Origin of the sequence: Mesorhizobium sp. WSM2240 (genome assembly GCF_040438645.1) — a bacterium.
Classification (GTDB): domain Bacteria; phylum Pseudomonadota; class Alphaproteobacteria; order Rhizobiales; family Rhizobiaceae; genus Allomesorhizobium.
The window spans coordinates 2,884,110-2,904,506 of the sequence record NZ_CP159253.1 but is presented as its reverse complement, the minus strand read 5'-3'; the positions used below and the strand labels follow the sequence as shown (position 1 = coordinate 2,904,506).

General features: G+C 63.1%; 18 protein-coding genes and 1 pseudogene. 10 read left to right on the top strand and 9 right to left on the bottom strand.

Translation table 11 applies throughout. The features are described from left to right. Window position 1: 1 nt before the first annotated feature. Together ABVK50_RS14255 and ABVK50_RS14250 are read right to left on the bottom strand one after the other, a co-directional pair. Window positions 2–1,273, bottom strand: a complete 1,272-nt coding sequence (locus tag ABVK50_RS14255) for a peptidoglycan DD-metalloendopeptidase family protein (protein WP_353640943.1) — start codon at window positions 1,271–1,273, stop codon at window positions 2–4. Between the two features lie 332 nt (window positions 1,274–1,605). Further along, the gene (locus ABVK50_RS14250; protein WP_353640944.1) at window positions 1,606–2,073 is read right to left on the bottom strand and encodes a peroxiredoxin; all 468 of its coding nucleotides are present in this window, start codon (window positions 2,071–2,073) and stop codon (window positions 1,606–1,608) included. 92 nt (window positions 2,074–2,165) lie between these two features. On the opposite strand from ABVK50_RS14250, the gene ABVK50_RS14245 reads away from it, so the two are divergent. Beyond that, a complete protein-coding gene (locus tag ABVK50_RS14245) occupies window positions 2,166–5,573 on the top strand; it encodes an AsmA-like C-terminal region-containing protein (protein ID WP_353640945.1) in 3,408 nt (1,135 codons plus the stop codon). Between the two features lie 33 nt (window positions 5,574–5,606). Here the strand turns inward: ABVK50_RS14245 and tyrS are convergent, their stop codons facing one another. Beyond that, window positions 5,607–6,860, bottom strand: a complete 1,254-nt coding sequence (tyrS, locus tag ABVK50_RS14240; RefSeq protein WP_353640946.1) for a tyrosine--tRNA ligase — start codon at window positions 6,858–6,860, stop codon at window positions 5,607–5,609. 105 nt (window positions 6,861–6,965) lie between these two features. Between tyrS and ABVK50_RS14235 the strand changes: the two genes are divergently transcribed. Beyond that, the gene (locus ABVK50_RS14235) at window positions 6,966–8,090 is read left to right on the top strand and encodes an anhydro-N-acetylmuramic acid kinase (RefSeq protein WP_353640947.1); all 1,125 of its coding nucleotides are present in this window, start codon (window positions 6,966–6,968) and stop codon (window positions 8,088–8,090) included. 289 nt (window positions 8,091–8,379) lie between these two features. On the opposite strand, the pseudogene ABVK50_RS14230 reads toward ABVK50_RS14235, so the two are convergent. After that, window positions 8,380–8,523 (bottom strand): annotated as a pseudogene (locus tag ABVK50_RS14230) (DUF1508 domain-containing protein); the annotation flags it as partial. A gap of 156 nt (window positions 8,524–8,679) precedes the next feature. After that, entirely contained in the window at window positions 8,680–9,354 is a 675-nt protein-coding gene (locus ABVK50_RS14225) for an alpha/beta hydrolase (RefSeq protein WP_353640948.1), read from the bottom strand. A 227-nt stretch (window positions 9,355–9,581) separates the two neighbouring features. Between ABVK50_RS14225 and ABVK50_RS14220 the strand changes: the two genes are divergently transcribed. The 6 genes from ABVK50_RS14220 to ABVK50_RS14195 all read left to right on the top strand — a co-directional run bounded on the left by ABVK50_RS14220 (window position 9,582) and on the right by ABVK50_RS14195 (window position 16,456). Beyond that, the gene (locus ABVK50_RS14220) at window positions 9,582–10,745 is read left to right on the top strand and encodes a cysteine desulfurase family protein (protein WP_353640949.1); all 1,164 of its coding nucleotides are present in this window, start codon (window positions 9,582–9,584) and stop codon (window positions 10,743–10,745) included. Window positions 10,746–10,915: 170 nt separating this feature from the next. Continuing rightward, entirely contained in the window at window positions 10,916–12,433 is a 1,518-nt protein-coding gene (gene sufB, locus ABVK50_RS14215; RefSeq protein ID WP_353640950.1) for a Fe-S cluster assembly protein SufB, read from the top strand. A 96-nt stretch (window positions 12,434–12,529) separates the two neighbouring features. Then, window positions 12,530–13,285: a Fe-S cluster assembly ATPase SufC gene (gene sufC, locus ABVK50_RS14210; protein ID WP_353640951.1), complete on the top strand. Its 756-nt coding sequence runs from the start codon at window positions 12,530–12,532 to the stop codon at window positions 13,283–13,285. A gap of 9 nt (window positions 13,286–13,294) precedes the next feature. Beyond that, window positions 13,295–14,563, top strand: a complete 1,269-nt coding sequence (gene sufD, locus ABVK50_RS14205) for a Fe-S cluster assembly protein SufD (protein ID WP_353640952.1) — start codon at window positions 13,295–13,297, stop codon at window positions 14,561–14,563. Window positions 14,564–14,819: 256 nt separating this feature from the next. Next, window positions 14,820–16,061: a cysteine desulfurase gene (locus ABVK50_RS14200; RefSeq protein ID WP_353640953.1), complete on the top strand. Its 1,242-nt coding sequence runs from the start codon at window positions 14,820–14,822 to the stop codon at window positions 16,059–16,061. Between the two features lie 5 nt (window positions 16,062–16,066). Beyond that, on the top strand, window positions 16,067–16,456 hold the full coding sequence (locus ABVK50_RS14195; RefSeq protein WP_353640954.1) for an SUF system Fe-S cluster assembly protein: 390 nt from the start codon (window positions 16,067–16,069) through the stop codon (window positions 16,454–16,456). A 33-nt stretch (window positions 16,457–16,489) separates the two neighbouring features. Here the strand turns inward: ABVK50_RS14195 and ABVK50_RS14190 are convergent, their stop codons facing one another. After that, entirely contained in the window at window positions 16,490–16,795 is a 306-nt protein-coding gene (locus ABVK50_RS14190) for a DUF1236 domain-containing protein (protein ID WP_353640955.1), read from the bottom strand. 172 nt (window positions 16,796–16,967) lie between these two features. On the opposite strand from ABVK50_RS14190, the gene sufA reads away from it, so the two are divergent. Continuing rightward, window positions 16,968–17,354 (top strand): Fe-S cluster assembly scaffold SufA, encoded by a 387-nt coding sequence (gene sufA / locus ABVK50_RS14185; protein WP_353640956.1) that lies wholly within the window; start codon window positions 16,968–16,970, stop codon window positions 17,352–17,354. 1 nt (window position 17,355) lies between these two features. On the opposite strand, the gene ABVK50_RS14180 is transcribed toward sufA, so the two are convergent. Further along, window positions 17,356–17,853, bottom strand: a complete 498-nt coding sequence (locus ABVK50_RS14180) for a GFA family protein (protein ID WP_353640957.1) — start codon at window positions 17,851–17,853, stop codon at window positions 17,356–17,358. Between the two features lie 64 nt (window positions 17,854–17,917). Between ABVK50_RS14180 and ABVK50_RS14175 the strand changes: the two genes are divergently transcribed. Next, complete coding sequence (locus ABVK50_RS14175) at window positions 17,918–18,241, top strand: TfoX/Sxy family protein (protein ID WP_353645934.1); 324 nt, start codon at window positions 17,918–17,920, stop codon at window positions 18,239–18,241. Window position 18,242: 1 nt separating this feature from the next. On the opposite strand, the gene ABVK50_RS14170 is transcribed toward ABVK50_RS14175, so the two are convergent. Both ABVK50_RS14170 and ABVK50_RS14165 read right to left on the bottom strand, forming a co-directional pair. Next, complete coding sequence (locus ABVK50_RS14170; RefSeq protein ID WP_353640958.1) at window positions 18,243–19,160, bottom strand: pseudouridine-5'-phosphate glycosidase; 918 nt, start codon at window positions 19,158–19,160, stop codon at window positions 18,243–18,245. Then, on the bottom strand, window positions 19,150–20,124 hold the full coding sequence (locus ABVK50_RS14165; RefSeq protein WP_353640959.1) for a carbohydrate kinase family protein: 975 nt from the start codon (window positions 20,122–20,124) through the stop codon (window positions 19,150–19,152). Before ABVK50_RS14165 ends, ABVK50_RS14170 begins: the two co-directional genes overlap by 11 nt. Between the last annotated feature and the right edge of the window lie 273 nt (window positions 20,125–20,397).

The window sequence follows — 20,397 nt, the reverse complement described above, 5'->3', positions numbered from 1 at the left end:
GTCAGAGAAAGTTGCTGACCTTCTTGCCGGCTTTCAGGAAACGCAGCGGATCGATCGCCTCGCCATCGCGGCGGATCTCGTAATGAAGATGCGGGCCGGTCGAGCGGCCGCTGCTGCCGACCCTGCCGATTTCCTGACCGCGGCTGACCACCTGGCCTTCCTTGACGCCGATCTTGCTCAGATGCGCATAGCGCGTGGTGAAGCCGTTGCTGTGCTCGATCTCGACCATGCGGCCGTAGCCGCCGTTCCAACCGGCCTTGACGACGGTGCCGGCGGCACTCGCCCGGGCAGGCGCGCCGACCGGGGCCCGGAAATCCATGCCGGAATGATGCGCGGGCGTGCCGAGCAGGGGATCTTTGCGTACTCCAAACGTGCTGGAGATGGCGCGACCGGGCGCGGGATTGGCGATGGGCAGCCGCTGCGCTTCCTTCTTCATACGCTCGAGCAGGTCGAGCGCCTCATCGAGTTCGCGGACCTTGGTCTCGAAACCTATCGGATTGCCGACCGCGACCAGCGGCCCGCCGACGCCGTCTTTGCCAAAGTCGGCGTCGACCGGCAGCCCGGCCGATTCCAGTGCGTCCGAGATCGCATCCGCCGTCTGGTAGGCGCTGTCGGCGAGCGTGGTGATGCGCGCGAGCTGCTCGGTCTCGATCGAGCGTAGCGACTGGTTAATGGCGATGAACAACCGGTCGGCCTGGTCGGCGGAGCTCTCGTCGGGCCGCGAGGCGTTGCGGGTCGACCAGAAAGAGAAAGGCTTCGCGGCGGCCGGAACCATGCCGGCGAGTTCAAAAGGGCTCTCCGCCGCCGTCAGGCCAGCGCGGATCTCGGGCTTGGCCGCTGGCGCCGGAACCGTGGCCGGCAACTGCGGGGCGGTGGTGGCGCGGCCGAGAATAGGCTCCAGCCGGCCGTGGCGTTGGGTGAGCTGCGACTGGCGCTGAAGAAGCTCGCTGACCTTGGTTTCCATTAATTGCTGGTCGAGCAGCTGCCGACTGGTGATGCGGTCGACCTGCGCGCGCAGCGCCGAGATGCGATCCTCATAGGCCTGCTGCATGCGCGCCTGGCGGGCGGTGGCCGCGCCGATCAGATCGTCGCGAAGCACGAGATAGGAGGTGGCGAGCAGGTAGCCGATCGCGGCTGCTGCGACTGCGGAGCCCAGGAAGGCCGCGATCCAGGGACGGATGGTGAAGTGTCTGATCTCGTCGCCGCGGGCGATGATGATCGTGTGCGGCTCCTTGCGCCTGCCGAAAACCGCTGCCTGACCGGATTTTTTCACGGGACCGACTTCCACACCCGAGACCTACAATGCGGCGATTACACATTATTAGGGTTAACAAAGCTTTGCCCGGCGCGAGAATGCCCCCTCTCGAGGAGAGGGAGAGGTCGGCGCAGACAAAAGCCCCGCCACCGAGGTGGCGGGGCTTTTATCGACGGTCGTCGTCAATCGCTTCGGCCGAGAAAATCCTAGTCGAGAAAAAGCCAGAGCAGAATGATGATTGGTATCGGGATGCCGAGCATCCAGAGCAATACGCCGCGCAACATGCACTTCTCCCGCGTTCGATCGTTTCCAGATAGCAAACGCCGCCAAGAAGAAACGGTTCCGGGAGGTTAGAGCGCCCGTACCGCCTCAAGCACTTCCGCGGCGTGGCCAGGCACCTTCACCTTCGGCCACACCCTGGCGATCTTGCCATCCCGGTCGATCAGGAAGGTGGTGCGCTCGACGCCCATATATTTGCGGCCATACATGCTCTTTTCGGCCCAGACGCCGTAGGCTTCGATCGCCTTTCGCTCCTCGTCGGCGACCAGATCGACCGAAAGGCTGTACTTGGCCTTGAATTTGTCATGTTTTTTGGCGCTATCCGGCGACATGCCGATGACGACCGCGCCGGCCTTCTCGAAATCCGGCTTGAACGCCGAGAAATCGATCGCTTCGGCAGTGCAGCCGCTGGTGTCGTCCTTGGGATAGAAATAGAGGACAACGGCCTTGCCCCGCAGGGCCGAGAGCGTCAGCGTTCCGCCGCCATCGCGCGGCAGTTCGAATTGCGGTGCGTCCTGTCCCGGAGAGAGTTCGGTCATTTCGTGCCTCTGTTTGATGTCATGCGCGAGCCGACAGGGTTATAATGCCGCCAGCGGATTCGTCCACGTCGGAATTCAACGCAGGATGTCGTGTGGATCACGAACTTCGGAAGCACGAGAAAATTCGCTTCAGGCGCGACGAAATCGCAGACCTCGGCGCATTTCCTTCGGCTGAGGGACAGGATCTCAGGCCGCCGAAGCCGAGCCTGATTCGCCGCACAGCCAATACCTGCACCGTCGGGATCGCAATCGCCGTCACCGTGCTCGGACTGATCGCCGGCCTGGTTTATGTAGCAGGCGTCTCCGGCCTCGGTTCGGAGCGGCTGCGCCTGGAGGCCGAGAAGGCGATCAGCGCAATCGCTGGGATGGATGTCGACGCAGCGGTCGGCCCGGCGCGCCTGTCGCTCGACGGCCCGAGCCTGGTGGCGCTCGAAGTGCGCGACGTCAGCCTGAAGAAGGGCGAAGACGGCGCACCGATGGTTGACGCCGGCGTCATGCGCTTCGGCGTGCATTTTCTGTCGCTGCTTTCCGGCAATGTGCAACTGGGCAGCGCCTCGATCTCCGACGCCCGCATCATGGCGGCGGCCATGCCCGAATCTGACGGCGTCGACTGGACGAATGTGCTGCGCAACGAGCAGGGCCTGATCGACCCAGACCGCCTGATCGAGGTGGCGTTCGACCGGGTCCATCGCGCGCTCGACGCGGTGCATCCGGGAGCGACGGACCGTCTCGACCTTGAGAATGTCGAGATCGTGCTGCCGGAAGACGGCGGGATAAGGGTGCTTAGGATCGTCAGCGCGACGCTGGCGGCAGCCGGCCCCGGCAAGCTGGCGTTTTCCGCCGCAGCCGAGATTGACGGCCGCGCCGTGACGTTGGAGGGGTCGGCTGTGCGCGACCCGGTTTCGCGGCGCATCGGCGTGCTCGATTTGCAACTGGCGGCCGCCGCACCGGAACCGGCTGCGCCCGGCGAACAAGCCAGCGAAGGCTTGAACCGCCTCGGCGCGATCGACGTCAAGCTTTCCGGACAGGAAGGGATCGGCGCCGAGCCGGCCCAGCTCAAAGCGGCGCTGATGCTGCACGAATCGGCCCTCGATCTTGGGGCGCGGGGCGTCTTCACCGGCAGCGCTTCGGCCGACGCCACACTCGTCGCCGGCTCCGGCAAAATCGAGGTCGACCGGCTCCACCTCGCAAGCGGACGCAACAATTTCGAATTCAACGGCGGCATCGGACCCAAGCCTCCGAGCGACGAAACCGGCGAGGAGCCAGCCTACCGATACGAACTCGTGAGCAGCAGCGCCACGCTCGCGCCCGACGATTCGCCGGAGCCGGCGCTCAATTTCAGGACCGGCATCAACGGCGTCTATAAGCCAGGCAGCAACCGGCTGGTCGCCGAAGAGGTGGCGATCAAGAGCGGCCCCGGCGAGGCGCTCGGCTCGGCCTCGCTCGATTTCGTGCCGGGCAAGGCGCCAGGCTTCGCTCTGGCCTTCACGGTGAGCGATATGCAGGTTTCGCATGTGAAGCAGCTTTGGCCGTGGCTGGCGGCCGACAAGGCGCGATCATGGGTGCTGGATCATGTTTTCGGCGGGCGCGTGCCCGACGGCCGCATGCAGCTTCGTGTGCTGCCCGGCCGGCTCGGCAATGGCGTGCCGCTGTCGCCGGAAGAGGTTTCGGGCCGTTTCCGGGTCCAGGGCACGCGGTTCGACACCGCTGGGCTGATACCGCCGGTCCGCGACGCCGACGGCGTGGTCGAATTCGCCGGCCACGACGTCGACATCGCGCTTTCATCGGGCACGGTCTATATGCCGAGCGGCCGCAGCGTCGCAGCAAGCAATGGAACGCTGGCGATCAAGGAGGCGAACCGCCGGCCGGTGATCGGCGCGCTCGACATAGATGTGGCCGGAGACGCGGCTGCCGTCACCGAACTCGCCTCCTTCGAGCCGATCAACGGAATGCGCTTCACCGAGCTGACGCCCGACGATTTTTCCGGGCAGGTTTCGGGAAATGTGAAGGCCGACATTCCGCTGCACAAGGGCATCGACCGCAGCACGCTCGATTGGCTGGTGACGCTCAACTATACCGACCTCGCCGTGGCCAAGCCGTTCAATGGCCAAACCCTGAGCGATGCCGACGGCACGATCACCGTCGACCCGGACAAGGCGGTCATATCCTCCAAGGGCAAGCTCAACGGGGCCGAGGCGGAGATCGAGTTGGTCGAGCCGCTCCGTCCCGCAGGCCCCGAACGCCAGCGCAAGATAGCGCTTCTGCTCGACGACAAAGCGCGTGACGCGCTGGCGCCGGGATTGTCGCTGATGGTCTCAGGGCCGGTGCGCGTCGAACTCGACGGGCAGGGCGCAACGCAGCAGGTGAAGGCCGATCTAACGAAAGCCAGGCTGGACATACCCTGGGCGGGCTGGAGCAAAGGGCCGGGCGTCGCTGCCGAGGCGAGCTTTGTCCTTGCCAAGGATGGCGAAACCACCACGCTTTCGGATTTCTCGCTGTCGGGCAAATCCTTCGCCATCGAGGGCGCATTGACGCTGGCGAATGGCGGACTGGCGAAAGCCGATTTCGACAAGGTACAACTGAACCGCGGCGATAATGTCGACGTAACTGTCGAACGCGCCGGCAAGGGCTATTCCGTCGCCGTGAGCGGGACGTCGTTCGACGCGCGCTCGCTGATCAAGCAGTTTACCTCCGACGCTGCGAGCGCGATGAAATCGGGCGGTTCGGCGCCGGTTTCGCTGAAACTCGCCGTGGAGAGCCTGGGCGGCTTTCACGGCGAGAGGCTGTCCAATGTGAAGCTCGACTACAGCGGCGCCGGAGCGAAGGTGAACGGGCTGAAGGTCTCGGCCGTGTCGGGCTCGGGCGGCAAGGTGACGGTCCAGAACGCTTCCGAAAGCGGCAGCCGGAAGCTCGAAATGCAGTCGTCGGACGCCGGCGCTATCCTGCGATTCCTCAACATCTATGAACATATGGAAGGCGGCGCGATCAGTCTTGCCCTTGCAGGAAAGGGCGACGGGCCGATGCGTGGCCGCGTCGACGCGACCAATTTCTGGGTCGTCAACGAACCCAAGCTGGCCTCGATCGTCTCGACCGCACCGGCGGGTGGCGATCGCAGCCTGAACCAGGCCGTCCGCAGGGACATCGACACATCTCGCGTGCAGTTCGAGCGCGGCGCCACGCAGATCGACAAGGGCAATGGCTATCTGAAGCTGGAGAATGGCGTGCTGCGCGGCCCGATGATCGGAACGACTTTCCAGGGCACGCTCTATGACAAGGATGACCGTATGGACATGACCGGCACTTTCATGCCGGCCTATGGCCTGAACCGCATTTTTGGCGAGATCCCGTTTTTCGGCGTGATTTTAGGAAACGGCCGCGACCGCGGCCTGATCGGCGTCACCTACAAGCTGGAAGGCCCGGTCAAGTCGCCACAACTCCAGGTCAACCCTCTATCCGTCATCGCACCGGGGATTTTCCGATCGATCTTTGAGTATCAATGAGATCGCCCGGCTAATCTAACCTGCCGGCGGTCTTCACGCCGGCCGCACCAGAATGTGCTTCTTCTTGCCGAACGACAGCTTGACCACGCCATCGGCGGTGAGATCGGCCTGTGTGACCATGCGCCGCTCGTCGGCGACGGGCTGATCGTTGAGGCGCACGGCGCCGCCTTGGATATGGCGGCGCGCTTCGCCGTTGGAGGACGCGAGCCCCGCCGTCACGAACAGCGACAGAATGCCAATCCCGGCCTCCAGGACATCCCTGCCGATCTCCACCGTTGGCAGCGTGTCGGCGGTGACGCCCTCCTCGAAAGTCTTGCGCGCGGTTTCGCTCGCCCGCCCGGCAGCTTCGCGGCCGTGAAGCAGCGCGGTGATCTCGGTCGCGAGGATCTTCTTGGCTTCGTTGACCTCGGAGCCGCCGAGCGCCTGAAGTCGGGCAATCTCGTCCATTGGCAGCGTCGTGTAGAGTTTCAGGAAGCGGCCGACATCGGCGTCTTCGGTGTTCCGCCAGTATTGCCAGAAGTCATAAACGCTCAGCATCTCCGGATCGAGCCAGACGGCGCCCGATGCCGTTTTGCCCATCTTCGCTCCGGAGGAGGTGGTGAGCAGCGGCGTGGTGAGTGCGAACAGCGACGCATCCTCCATGCGCCGGCCCAGATCGATGCCGTTGACGATGTTGCCCCACTGGTCGGAGCCGCCCATCTGCAGACGGCAGCCGAAGCGCTTGTAGAGCTCGACGAAGTCGTAGGCCTGCAGAATCATGTAGTTGAATTCGAGGAAGGACAGCGACTGCTCGCGGTCGAGCCGCATCTTCACCGAATCGAAAGCGAGCATGCGGTTGACCGAGAAATGCCGGCCCACGTCGCGCAAGAAATTGACGTAGTTGATCTCCATCAGCCAGTCGGCGTTGTTGATCATCAGCGCGTCGCCCGGGCCATCGCCGAAATTCAGGTAGGGGGCGAAATTCCGGCGGATGCCAGCGAGATTGTCCTCTATATCAGCGGGTGTGAGCAGCTTGCGCGCCTCGTCTTTGAAGGAGGGGTCGCCGATCATTGAAGTGCCGCCACCCATAAGGGCGATCGGCCTGTGGCCTGTCCTCTGCAGCCAGTGCAGCATCATGATCTGGATTAGCGAGCCGGCATGCAGGCTTTTGGCAGTCGCGTCGAAGCCGATATAGGCCGTCACCGTTTCCGTTGCGAAAAGCCTGTCGAGGCCGGCATCATCCGAAGTCTGGTGGATGAAGCCGCGCTCGGACATTGTGCGCAGGAAGTCGGACTTGAAGGCGGACATTTTTCTATCCCGGGAAACGTCGCAGCGGGGACGCGCCCGCCATGGCAAGAGTGAATGCGCGCGTTTAGCATCCGGCGCTTGGGAATCACAAGAACGGTGGCGAAAATGGCGGCACTCTGCGCAATCGGCCTGATGAGCGGCACGTCCATGGACGGCATCGACATCGCGTTCGTGAGGACCGACGGCGAAAACCAGATCGAGGCGGGGCCGTCAATGTTCGTGCCATACGAGGCAGCGTTCAGGCGACGCATCGAGGCGGGGCTCGAAACGGCGAAGGCGATCGTCAGGCGCGAGGACCGGCCGGGCGACCTCGTCGAACTGGAAGGCGAGATCAGCCTGAGGCACGCTCGCGCGGTCGGGGCGTTTCTGAAATCGGAGGCCGGCGACTGGGGCAGGCCGGACCTTATCGGCTTTCACGGCCAGACGGTCTTGCACCGGCCGACGGCCGGTGTGACGGTCCAACTCGGCGACGGTGCGCTGCTTGCCCGCGAAACCGGAATTCCCGTGGTCTACGATATGCGCGCCAACGACATGGCGAAAGGCGGGCAGGGAGCGCCGCTTGTGCCGGCCTATCATGCGGCGCTGGCACGATCGCTGCCAGAACCTTTCGCGGGAAAGTTCCCGGTCGTGTTCGTCAATATCGGCGGGATTTCCAACGTGACCTATGTGCCGGAAGCTGGCGCGCCGATCGCCTTCGACTCCGGCCCAGGGAACACGCTGATCGACCAATGGGTCAGCAGGGAGGGCGGAGTGCCGTTCGACGCCGATGGGGTGATCGCTAGCGAAGGCGGCGTGGTCAGCGTCGTGGTCGGGCGCTATCTGCAGAATCCGTTCTTCGAGAAATCCGGCCCCAAATCGCTGGACCGCAACGATTTTACGCTCGACCTTGCGCGCGGCCTGGAGCTTTCGGACGGTGCCAGAACGCTCGCCGCGGTCTCGGCCCAGGCGATCCTGAAGTCGGCCGAGCACATGCCGGACAGGCCGAAACTCTGGATCGTCTGCGGCGGCGGGCGGAAAAACCCGCATATTGTCGACGACCTGCGCTCGGGCGCGGAGAAGGCCGGCGCAAAGGTGATCGTCGCGGAAGAAGCAGGGTTCGACGGCGATGCGACCGAGGCGGAAGCCTGGGCCTATCTGGCGGTGCGCTCGCTGAAAGGCCTGCCGCTGACTTTCCCGACAACCACAGGCTGCCGCCAGCCGGTCAGCGGCGGCGTGATCGCGAACCCTTAGATCTCAACAGCAAACCTCCGGTTTCGCCGAGGCGGGACCGGAGGCGGGTGATAGTGCGAAGCAGGTCGACCGTCGGTTATTTGGCGGGTGCCTTTGCAGCTTTGGGCTTGGCCTTTGCCGCCGGTTTGGCTTTCGCCGCAGCAGGCTTCGCGGCCGCTGCCCTGGCCACAACCTTCTTCGCGATCGACTTGGCGGGAGCGGCTTTGGCTTTTGCCGCCGCAGGCTTTGCGGCTTTCGCAGGCGCCTTCTTGGCGGGAGCGGCGGCCTCTTCGACCGCTGCCGTGGCTGCGTTCTTCTTGATCGACTCTATGGCCTTGGTCGCCGAGGCTTTCGCCTTGTAGCCTTCCGAACTGAACACCACCTCGCCATTGGCGGCGCGGTACCGGAAGCGTGTTTCACCCTTTTTGTCCTTGTAGATTTCGAATTTGCTCACGGGCGGTATCCCCCTCATGTGAGATTGTGATTCGGTCACAAGCAAAAGCTGCCATGCAGTAAGTCGGCTGTCGAGTGACAGGCTAGACTTTCCACCGAGGCGACACGCACAAATCGAGTAGTTTTGTATGAGGCTTTGTTAGCGGTAACTTATAGATCACCGCAGTCTTTTCGGTCGCGGATCGGATAATTCGCCGGCCAAACGCCGATCAAGATAATCGGCGCATTCGTCGATAAGCAACTGGGTGTCATTCGAGAAGAAATGGTTGGCCCCGGGCAGGGTCTTCTGCGTGATGGTGATGCCTTTTTGCGTATGCAACTTGTCAACCAGGCCCTGAACATCTTTCGGCGGTGCGACCTTGTCGGCATCGCCATGGATGATCAGTCCCGATGAAGGGCAGGGAGCCAGGAAGGAAAAGTCGTAGGTGTTGGGCTGCGGGGCGACCGAGATGAAACCCTCGATCTCCGGCCGCCGCATTAGGAGCTGCATGCCGATCCAGGCGCCGAAGGAATAACCGGCGACCCAGCAGCTCTTCGAATCCGGATGCAGCGACTGGATCCAGTCGAGGGCTGCGGCCGCGTCCGATAGTTCGCCGGTGCCGTGGTCGAATTCGCCCTGGCTGCGGCCGATCGAGCGGAAATTGAAGCGCAGCGTCGTAAAGTTGCGCTTCTGGAACATGTAGAAGAGGTCGTAGACGATCTTGTTGTTCATCGTCCCGCCGAACTGCGGGTGTGGATGGAGCACGATCGCGATCGGCGCGTTTTTCTCGGTCGACGGCTGATAGCGGCCTTCCAGGCGACCCGCCGGACCGGTAAAAATGACCTCAGGCATGAACGACTCCAATCCAACACAAAAGCGCTTGCCGGCTGGAACAATTCTTCCTCTGGCCTTGACGCACGACAGGCGTCTTTCTAGAAGCTAGTTTAGAATTGTTCAAAACTGGGTAGCCGATGCCACCCGGTCGGCAAAGCGGGTAAATAGGACGGCTCGCCTTGGAATTTCAAGGAAATAACGTCCGGCCGCGCCCGAATGCAGGCTGACAGGACAGATTGAGCGGAATGGCCGCACCACGCGCCTATCTCGACTACAATGCAAGCGCTCCGCTGCTGCCAGAGGCGCGCGAGGCGATGCTTGCCGTGCTCGATGTTACAGCCAATCCGTCGTCGGTGCACAGCGAAGGCCGCGCCGCCCGCAGGGTCGTCGAGGAGGCGCGCCGCGATGTCGCCGCGCTGGTCAATGCCAGGCCTGAGCATGTCGTCTTCACCTCCGGCGCCACGGAAGCGGCGGCGACGCTGCTTTCGCCGGACTGGCGCATGGGGCGCGGCGCCATCCGTATGTCGCGGCTCTATATCTGCGAGGCCGATCACCCCTGTCTGCTGGCGGGCGGGAGTTTTGCTCCGGAGAGCGTGACGCGGATCGGTGTCGACGCGCAGGGTGTGATGGATATGACGGCCTTGAAGGCCGCATTGGACAGCCACGACCGGAGTGAAGGCCTGCCGCTGGTCGCCGTCCATGCCGCAAACAACGAAACCGGCGTGGTGCAGCCTTTTGGCCGGATCGTGGCGCTGGCGAAGGCCGCGGGCGGCGTGCTAGTGCTCGATGCCGTGCAGGCGGCGGGGCGGATTCCGCTCGACATTACGGCCGGTTCCGCCGATTTCCTCATACTGTCGTCGCACAAGATCGGCGGCCCGAAAGGGGTTGGCGCGATTGTCGGCGCCTCGGACCTGATGATGCCGAAGCCGCTTATTGCCGGCGGCGGTCAGGAAAAGGGGCATCGCGCCGGCACCGAGAACCTGCCGGGAATTGCCGGCTTCGGCGCGGCCGCGCGGCGTGCGATGGAAAATCTCGCGCACATAGAAGCCGTCCGCGCCATGCGCGACCACATTGAGGATCTGGCTCTGGCCGCAGCGCCCGACGCGCAGATATTCGGTCGCACCACCGAGCGCCTGGCCAACACGGCGTTCTTCGCAATCCCCGGCATCAAGGCCGAGACAGCGCAGATCGCCTTCGATCTGGCGGGCATAGCACTTTCGGCCGGCTCCGCATGTTCTTCGGGACGCGTCGGGCCGAGCCATGTCTTGAAAGCGATGGGCTACGCCGATACGGAAGGCGCGCTGCGCGTTTCGATCGGGCAAGCGACCACGGGAGCCGAAATTGAGCGGTTTGCGGGGGCGCTGAGCGACCTTTTGGCGCGGCGCGCCGGCAGGACCAAGGCCGCCTGAACGGCGGAAACGGCCGCAAGGCCATGAGCGGTGTGTTTTCGGGACGCTGGTTTGCGGTCCCGGCGGGTGAAATGCCCGGAGGGACACACTATATTGAACTTACGCCGTCCCAGCGGCGCCATAGTTTGAAAACTGCCGGGCCTTGAACCCGGCGTGGATGGAGAACGCTGATGCCTGCTGTGCAGGACACGATCGATCGGGTCCGAAAGATTGACGTCGACCAATACAAATACGGCTTTGAGACAGAGATCGAGATGGACAAGGCGCCCAAGGGCCTGTCCGAAGACACGATCCGTTTCATCTCCGCGAAGAAGAACGAGCCCCAGTGGATGCTGGATTGGCGTCTCGAAGCGTATCGCCGCTGGGTAACGCTCCAGGAGCCGACCTGGGCGCGCGTCGACTATCCGAAGATCGACTTCCAGGACATCCACTACTACGCCGCGCCGAAGTCGACGCCGGGGCCGACATCGCTCGCGGAAGTCGATCCCGAGCTCTTGAAGGTTTACGAAAAGCTCGGCATCCCGCTGCGCGAGCAGGAGATCCTGGCCGGCGTGCAGAAGCCGGCGGATTCCGAGCTCGATGAAGCCAACGACAATGTTTACAAGTCCGGCCGCGTCGCCGTCGACGCGGTGTTCGATTCCGTGTCGGTCGTTACGACGTTCAAGAAGGAACTGGCCCAGGCCGGCGTCATCTTCTGCTCGATCTCCGAAGCGATCCGCGAGCACCCGGAACTGGTGAAGAAATATCTCGGTTCGGTCGTGCCGACCTCCGACAACTACTACGCGACGTTGAACTCGGCCGTCTTCACCGACGGATCGTTTGTGTTCGTGCCGAAGGGCGTCCGCTGCCCGATGGAACTGTCGACCTATTTCCGCATCAACGAGAAGAACACCGGTCAGTTCGAGCGCACGCTGATCATCGCGGAAGAGGGCGCATACGTGTCCTACCTCGAAGGCTGCACGGCGCCCCAGCGCGACGAGAACCAGCTCCACGCCGCGGTGGTCGAACTGATCGCGCTGGACGACGCCGAGATCAAGTATTCGACGGTGCAGAACTGGTATCCCGGCGACGCGCAGGGCAAGGGCGGCATCTACAATTTCGTCACCAAGCGCGGCGACTGCCGCGGCGACCGCTCGAAAATATCGTGGACGCAGGTCGAGACCGGCTCGGCGATCACCTGGAAATATCCGAGCTGCATCCTGCGGGGCGACGATTCCCGTGGCGAGTTCTATTCGATCGCGGTCTCGAACGGCTATCAGCAGGTCGACAGCGGCACCAAGATGATCCACCTCGGCAAGAACACATCGAGCCGCATCATCTCCAAGGGCATCGCCGCCGGCTTCAGCCAGAACACCTATCGCGGCCAGGTCTCGGCTCATCGCAAGGCATCGAACGCGCGCAACTTCACGCAGTGCGACAGCCTGCTGATCGGCGAAGACTGCGGCGCGCACACGGTGCCCTATATCGAGGCGAAGAATTCAACGGCGCAGTTCGAGCACGAGGCGACGACGTCGAAGATCTCCGAGGATCAGCTGTTCTACGTAATGCAGCGCGGCATTCCGCAGGAGGAGGCGATCGCGCTGATCGTCAACGGCTTCGTCAAGGAGGTCATCCAGGAACTGCCGATGGAGTTTGCAGTCGAAGCGCAGAAGCTGATCGGCATCAGCCTTGAGGGAAGCGTGGGGTGATTGAGGCAGTCCAGCACGAGGGTGCTGAACACCAGAAACATTCTCGACAAAATCTACTCGGCGCCGCAGGGCGCGACAGTTTGAACGGAAGAAAAGATGCTTGAGATCAAGAACCTGCACGCGCGTATCGTCGAGGACGGCACCGAGATCATCCGAGGCCTCAATTTGACGGTGAAGGCAGGCGAAGTGGCCGCCATCATGGGACCTAACGGCTCCGGCAAGTCGACGCTGTCCTATATTCTGGCGGGCCGCGAGGACTATGAGGTGACCGAGGGCGACATTCTCTATAACGGCCACTCAATCCTTGAGATGGACCCCGCCGAGCGCGCCGCGGCGGGCATATTCCTCGCCTTCCAGTATCCAATGGAGATACCGGGCGTGGCGACGATGGAGTTTTTGAAGGTTGCCATGAATGCGCAGCGCAAGGCGCGCGACGAGGAGCCGCTGAAGATCCCGGAGCTATTGAAGCGGGTGAAGGAAGCGGCCGGCTCGCTCAACATGGACATGGCGATGCTGAAGCGTCCGCTGAATGTCGGCTTTTCCGGTGGGGAGAAGAAGCGCGCCGAGATCCTGCAGATGAAGTTGCTGGAGCCGAAGCTTTGCGTGCTCGACGAGACCGATTCGGGCCTCGACATCGACGCGCTGAAGATCGTGGCCGACGGTGTCAATGCGCTGAGGTCGCCTGACCGTGCCATCGTCGTCATCACCCACTATCAGCGCCTGCTCGAATACATCGTGCCGGACTCGGTCCACGTGCTTTACCGCGGCCAGGTCATCAAGTCGGGCGACAAGTCGTTGGCGGTCGAACTGGAAGAGAACGGCTATGCCGGGATCATCGAAAAGGCGGCATAGGTGACGGTCATGAACCTTCAAATCACGCCCCAGCGCACGCTCGCCGAAACGGCGATCATCGACGCGTTCGGCGAGCGGCTTTCGCTGCTCCCCGGCGACGGCGCGGTGATGGTCAAGCGCGACAACGCCATCGAGGCGGTCAAGGCCGGCCTGCCGACCAAGCGTGTCGAATCCTGGCACTACACCGATCTGCGCCGGCTCCTGACCAGCGTGCCGCCGCATGACGAGACGGCGAACGCGAAGGCGGTTGCGCCGTTGCTCGATGGCTCATTGGTGCTGCCGGTGCTGAACGGCATCGCGTCCGCCAATATTGCGAAAATCGACGGCGTAACCGTCCAGCCACTTGCCGAAAAGCTGGCCGACGGTAGCTTCGCCCCGGCGCTCGAAATCTATGGCCCGGACGACGCCATCGGCGCGCTGAACATCGCATTTGTCGGCGACGGCTATTTTGTCGACATAGCGGAAGGCAGCCGGCTCGAGGCGCCGCTGGAGTTGCAGAACGTGCAGGCCGGCGGACAGACGCATGTGCGGCTGCCGGTGCGGGTCGGCGCCGGCGCCAGGGCGACGATCGTCGAGCGCCAGACCGGCAGCGGAGCGGCGCTCGCCAGCTCGGTCAGCCAGTTGCTGCTCGGCGACGATGCCGAGATACTGTGGATCATCGTGCAGGACCAGCCGGAGACGGCGACGCATCTCGCGCAATTCAAGGCGGAACTCGGCAAGAATTCGAAGCTGACGCTGTTCGTCATGAACGCCGGCGGCAAGCTCGTGCGGCAGGAGGTTGTGGTCGACGCCAAGGGCGAGGGCGCGGAGTTCAAGCTTCGCGGCGTCAACCTGCTGGCCGGCGACGGCCACACCGACGTGACCATGGTGCTCGACCACTCGGTGCCGCATACGTCCTCGACCGAGGTGATCCGCAACGTTGTCACCGGACGGGCGAAGGGCGTATTCCAGGGCCGCATCAACGTCGCTCAGTATGCGCAGAAGACCGACGCCAAGATGGCCTGCAACACGCTGCTTTTGTCGGACGACGGCGAGTTCTCGACCAAGCCGGAGCTGGAAATTTTTGCCGACGACGTGCAGTGCGGGCATGGCGCGACCGTCACCGAAATCGACCACAACCATCTTTTTTACCTGATGGCGCGCGGCATCGACGAGAAGACAGCGCGCGGGCTGTTGGTCAAGGCGTTCCTGGCGGAAGTGATCGAGGAGCTGGAAGACGAGCCGGTGGTCGAGGCGCTGGAAGCGATACTCGACGGATGGTTCGCGGCGCATGGGTGAAATTGGCTGTGCGGTGCGTCCTTCGAGGCTCGCTCCGCTCGCACCTCAGGACGAGGAAAGTTGGCTCTGACAACACCTGAGTTCCGCGCGAGACAAATGGGATGAGGCGCGCACCGGCTCCTCATCCTGAGGCGCGATCCTGAACTTGTCGAAAGGGCCTCGAAGGACAGAATAGCGGATGAGGCGCACCAACCTCCCTCATCCTGAGGTGCGAGCGCAGCGGGCGCACCAAAGTAGTTCGTAAGAAGGCAAAGACGTGGACCAGAAAATAGAACACGCAGCCTACGACGTCGAGGCGATCCGCCGCGATTTTCCGATCCTTGCGCGCGAGGTCTACGGCAAGCCGCTGGTCTATCTCGACAATGGCGCATCGGCGCAGAAGCCGCAGGCCGTGCTCGACGCGATCAACCATGCCTACACCAAGGAATATGCCAACGTTCATCGCGGCCTGCATTTCCTGTCGAACGCGGCCACCGATGCCTATGAAAAGGCTCGGGAAAGCGTGCGCCGCTTCCTGAACGCCGGCAGCACGGAAGAGATCGTCTTCACCAAATCGACCACCGAGGCGATCAACACGGTCGCCTATGGTTTCGGGATACCGAATATCAGTGAGGCCGACGAGATCGTGCTGTCGATCATGGAGCATCACTCCAACATCGTGCCGTGGCATTTCATCCGCGAGCGCCAAGGGGCGAAGCTGGTCTGGGTTCCGGTCGACGATCTCGGCGTGTTCCACATCGAGGAATTCGAGAAGCGCCTGACCGACCGGACCAAACTGGTCGCCATCACCCATATGTCGAACGCGCTGGGCACGGTGACGCCGATCAAGGAGATCTGCCGCATCGCGCACGCGAAAAACATTCCGGTGCTGGTCGACGGCAGCCAGGCGGCCGTGCACATGCCGGTCGATGTCCAGGATCTGGACTGCGATTTCTACGTATTCACCGGTCACAAGGTCTATGGCCCGTCCGGCATCGGCGTGCTCTACGGCAAGAAGGAAATTCTGGAGCGCATGCGTCCCTTCCAGGGCGGCGGCGAGATGATCTTCGAGGTGACCGAAGACGAAGTCACCTATAACGACCCGCCGCATCGCTTCGAGGCCGGCACGCCGCCGATCGTCCAGGCGATCGGGCTGGGCGCCGCGCTGGAATATATGGACAAGATCGGTCGCGAGCGGATAGCCGCACACGAGGCCGAGCTTAAGAAATATGCCCATGAGCGGCTGCGCTCGATCAATTCGCTTCGCATATTCGGCGACGCGCCGGGGAAGGGCGCAATCGTCTCCTTCGAGCTTCAGGGCATCCATTCGCACGACGTTGCGATGGTTATAGACAGGCAGGGCGTGGCGGTGCGGGCCGGAACCCATTGCGCCCAGCCGCTGTTGAAACGTTTTGGCGTAACCTCCACATGCAGGGCGTCATTCGGCATGTACAATACAAAGGCCGAAATCGACATTCTGGCCGAAGCGCTCGAAAAGGCGCGGAAATTTTTCGGGTGATGAGCATGGACGACGCGACTGTGAGAACCGAACCAACGCCGGAAGCATCCGCTGCTGTTCCGTCCGTATCGGCGATCCCTGCGGAAGAACTGGCGCGGCTGACCGACGACATCGTCTCGGCGCTTAAGACCGTCTATGACCCGGAAATCCCCGCCGACATCTACGAACTCGGCCTGGTCTACAAGATCGACATTGAGGACGATCGTTCGGTCAAGATCGACATGACGCTGACAGCGCCCGGCTGCCCGGTGGCCGGCGAAATGCCGGGCTGGGTGCAGAACGCGGTCAGCGCCGTCGAAGGCGTTTCCGATGTGGAGGTCAACATGACCTTTGACCCGCCCTGGACTCCTGATCGCATGTCGGAAGAGGCGCAGGTGGCGGTAGGGTGGTATTAGGGCGCCCTGATTGAAACAGGACGCCCTGCGCATTCAGTCGATTATGTGCACGACCTTGCGGGTTTCTGGCTCGATCAGCACCGTACGGCCGTCCATGACGACGTACTGATATTTGTTCTCCAGCGTGTTTTCGGCAAGTTCGCCCGGCTTGAGGATATCTGGGATGATCGCACCGACTACGAGTTCAAAGTTGGATGGACGATCGACCACGACCGGATTGGCCTTCACATATTCTCGGACCACGGTTTCCTGTTCGGGCGTGACCACGACGGTCTGGGCAGCCGCGAGGCCGGTTCCTGTGAGCAGGATGGTGGCGGCAATCGTGCTTCGGAAAGTCATTTCAACCTCCTGAGTTTGACGTGCCTTAACCACCATCGGTCGGAACGGTTCCGCAGATGTGAAGTATGTTACGGGCGATCACGGGCTTGCATGGGGTGGGAATCTTCACCACATTGGGATAAGAACACGACATCCGTCAGGCCTTGAACCTGGATGGAATGGAGACAGGAATATGGGACGCTTCGCCGTCATCAGCATGACCGAAAAGGCCGCCGCTCGCGTGAACGAGATCATGGCGACGCGCGAAAATGCTAAGGGCGTTCGCCTAGGCATCAAAAAGGGCGGCTGCGCCGGCATGGAGTATACGGTCGACCTGGTGACCGAGCCCAACCCCAAGGATGACCACATCGAGCGCGACGGCGCCCATGTCTATGTTGCGCCGGAAGCCGCGCTGTTCCTGTTCGGCACGGTGATGGATTTCGAGGCGACGACGCTGCGCACCGGATTCACGTTCACCAATCCCAATCAGAGTTCCGCCTGCGGCTGCGGCGAATCGGTCGAACTCAAGCCCGCCGATCTGAAGCAGCTCGCCGATGCGCGCGCGCAAAGCGCGGCGTAGCTTACTCAATCCAAAGTCCGCGCTTCCTGTGCCAATCGGCGATCGAATCCTCCGGATAGATATCGAATGTCTTATCGCCGTGGCGGATGTTCGGCTCCACCCATGAAGCCCTGTATTTCAGCATGATATGCACGCGTTCCGGCGCTATCGGCAACTCGCTGTCGATGGCCGAGGCGAATGGGTGCACCAGTTCCGGCCAGGTCGGATCGTAGAGCCATAGCGCCGCCCCGCATTCCCGGCAAAAGCGGCGCTCGCCGGTCGAAACCTCGCAATGCGTCCGCTCCTCATCCTCGATTTCCGCCCGGTAGAGGCCGAGATGCTCCTCGCCCTCGACCTGAAGCGTGGCCGAATCCGCGCCGAGGTTGATCGCATATCCGCCGCCGCCCTGCTGCTTGCGGCAGATCGAGCAGTAGCACAGCATGAAGGGCACCGGTGTGTGGCTGGCGACCTGGAAGCGGACCGCGCCGCAGCGGCAGGAACCCTTGAGCAGCATCGGCATCGAGTGTTTTCCCCCGCTGGATGATGATAAAACTGGCTGCGACAGTGAAAGAGGATCGCCGCCGATGCAAGATGCCGACATTGTGGAAATTTTCGATGGGCTTGGCCCGGTCACTATCAAGCGGATGTTCGGAGGCAAGGGCGTCTACCATAACGGCCTGATCGTTGGGCTGGAGGTCGACGGCGAGATCCTGCTCAAAGCCGATCGGGAAAGCGCGGTCGACTTTGCCGCGGCAGGCTCGCGGCAGTGGATCTATGACGGCCACAGAAACCGCAAGCCGACGGCGATGCCCTACTGGTCCATCCCGCTGTCGGCGGTCGACGATCCTGAAGAAATGACGGCCTGGACGAAAAAAGCCTATGAAGCGGCTCTGCGCGCCAGGAAATAGACTATAGCGCCCGCGCTATCCGCGCCGCCAGCCTGGCATTGTTTTCGACCAGCGCGATGTTGGTTTTCAGGCTTGCGCCGCCGGTCAGTTCGAGGATTTTCGACAGCAGGAACGGCGTCACCGCTTTGCCGGAAATGCGCTGTGCCTCGGCGGCCCGCTGCGCCGCCAGGATGTGCCCGGCCATTACCTCGGCAGCGATCTCGTCTGCCTCCGGCACGGGGTTGGCGATCAGCATGCCGCCATCGGTCCCCAAAACGCGCCGCGTCTTGAAGAAATCCGCGATCGCGTCGGCCGTGTCGAGCCGCAGCGGCGCGGCGAAGGGCGACTGCCGCGACCAGAAGGCGGGCATGACGTCCGAGCCGAACGCCACCACCGGAACGCCGCGCGTCTCCAGCACTTCCAGCGTCTTTTCAATGTCCAGTATCGCCTTGGCACCGGCCGACACCACGATCACCGGCGTGCGCGCCAGTTCGTCAAGATCGGCCGAAATGTCGAAGCTCTTTTCCGCGCCCTTGTGCGCGCCGCCAATGCCGCCGGTGGCAAAGACCGAAATGCCGGCGAGGTGCGCGGCGATCATCGTCGCCGCCACCGTGGTGCCGCCGGTGCGGCCTTGCGCGAGGGCGAAGCCGAGATCGGCCCGCGACAGCTTCATCGCGCCCGTTGTCTGGGCCAGCGCCTCGCGCTCGGCATCGGAAAGCCCGATCTTCAGCCTGCCGCCGATAACGGCGATGGTGGCCGGATTGGCGCCCTCATCGCGGATGATCTTCTCGACATTGGCGGCCATGGCGCTGTTGTCGGGATAGGGCATGCCGTGGGTGATGATGGTGCTCTCCAGCGCCACAACCGGATTGCCGGCGGCGAGCGCTTCGGCGACGGGCGGGTGGATGTCGATGAAGGGCCGCGCTTTCTCAGGCATCATTGGTCTCTCCGATCATGCCGTCCTGATGCAACGCCCCGGCTTCAGGCACAAGGGCAAGCGCTGCGGCGAAGTCGCCCTCCGAAAATTCTGGCGCCGAGGCTGGGCTTTCGACTGCCAGCGCCGCCGCCGCCATGCCTTCGCGCAACGCCCCGCGAAGGGGCAGGCCGCGCAGCAAGGCCACCATCGTCGCGCCGGCCAGCGCGTCGCCCGCGCCGGTCACGTCGGCTATTTTGCGCGGGCGCGGCGGCTTGATCGAAAAGGCGCCGGAGCGGTCGAACGCGACAGTTGGCGCGCCGCCCCGGCTGATGACGGCGCTCGAAAGTCCCATTGCGCGTAGGCAGGCGACAATTTCGTTGACGGACGCATCGTCCGGCAATCCGGCAAGGCAGGTAGCCTCGCGGAAGTTCATGAACAGGCATGAGAGAGCTTCCAGGATTCCGGTGAGCCGCGCGACCTTGGCCGGCGAGATGGCAATGGCGAAGAGCGGCTTGCCCGACACCAGCCCGGCCAGCCGTGCAAGAGCGTCGGCCGGCAGATTGGCATCGCACAACAGGGCATCGGCCTCGGCCACGGCCGCGCGAAAGCTGGCGCGGCGAAGCTGCTTGGGAAATGCCCCTTCGTAGAGCGCCATGTCGGCAAGGGCCGCGATCACATCGCCGCCGCGGTCGAGAAGGGCAGTGTAGCTCGGCGTGGCGCGGTCGAGGAAGATCGCCGACAGGTCGGTGATCCCGGCCGAGGCGATGGCGCGCGAAACGGTCTCGCCCGCGGCATCGCCGCCGCGAACCGACATGATAGCGCCGCTCGCGCCGCGGCGAACCGCATTGCGCAAGGCGTTGAACGCGCCGCCGCCGACGTCCTCGGCCATTACGCCGGGATTGGACGCGCCCGGCACATAGGCGCCTGTGACCTGACCCCGCCGGTCGATATGCGCGCCGCCGACGGCCAAAATTTTCGGGAAGGACATGAAAGCGCCTGCCGACCGTCTATTCTTCTAGGTTGGGGCGCGACATTAGTGTCAGCATCCCCTGCGGGCAACAGGCCGCCCGAATCGTAACTTGGCGGCCTGGCTGGGCCGGTTGATCGGCCCATCCGGAACGATTCGACAAGTACAAAACTGGAACAAAATTGGAAAACGTAATGGAATCAATCCCTTGATCCCTATTGCCAAATGAGAACAAAAGAGGTACGAATTTGCAGGGATACCGGATTGTCGGGCCTTCATTGACGACCAAGGGGT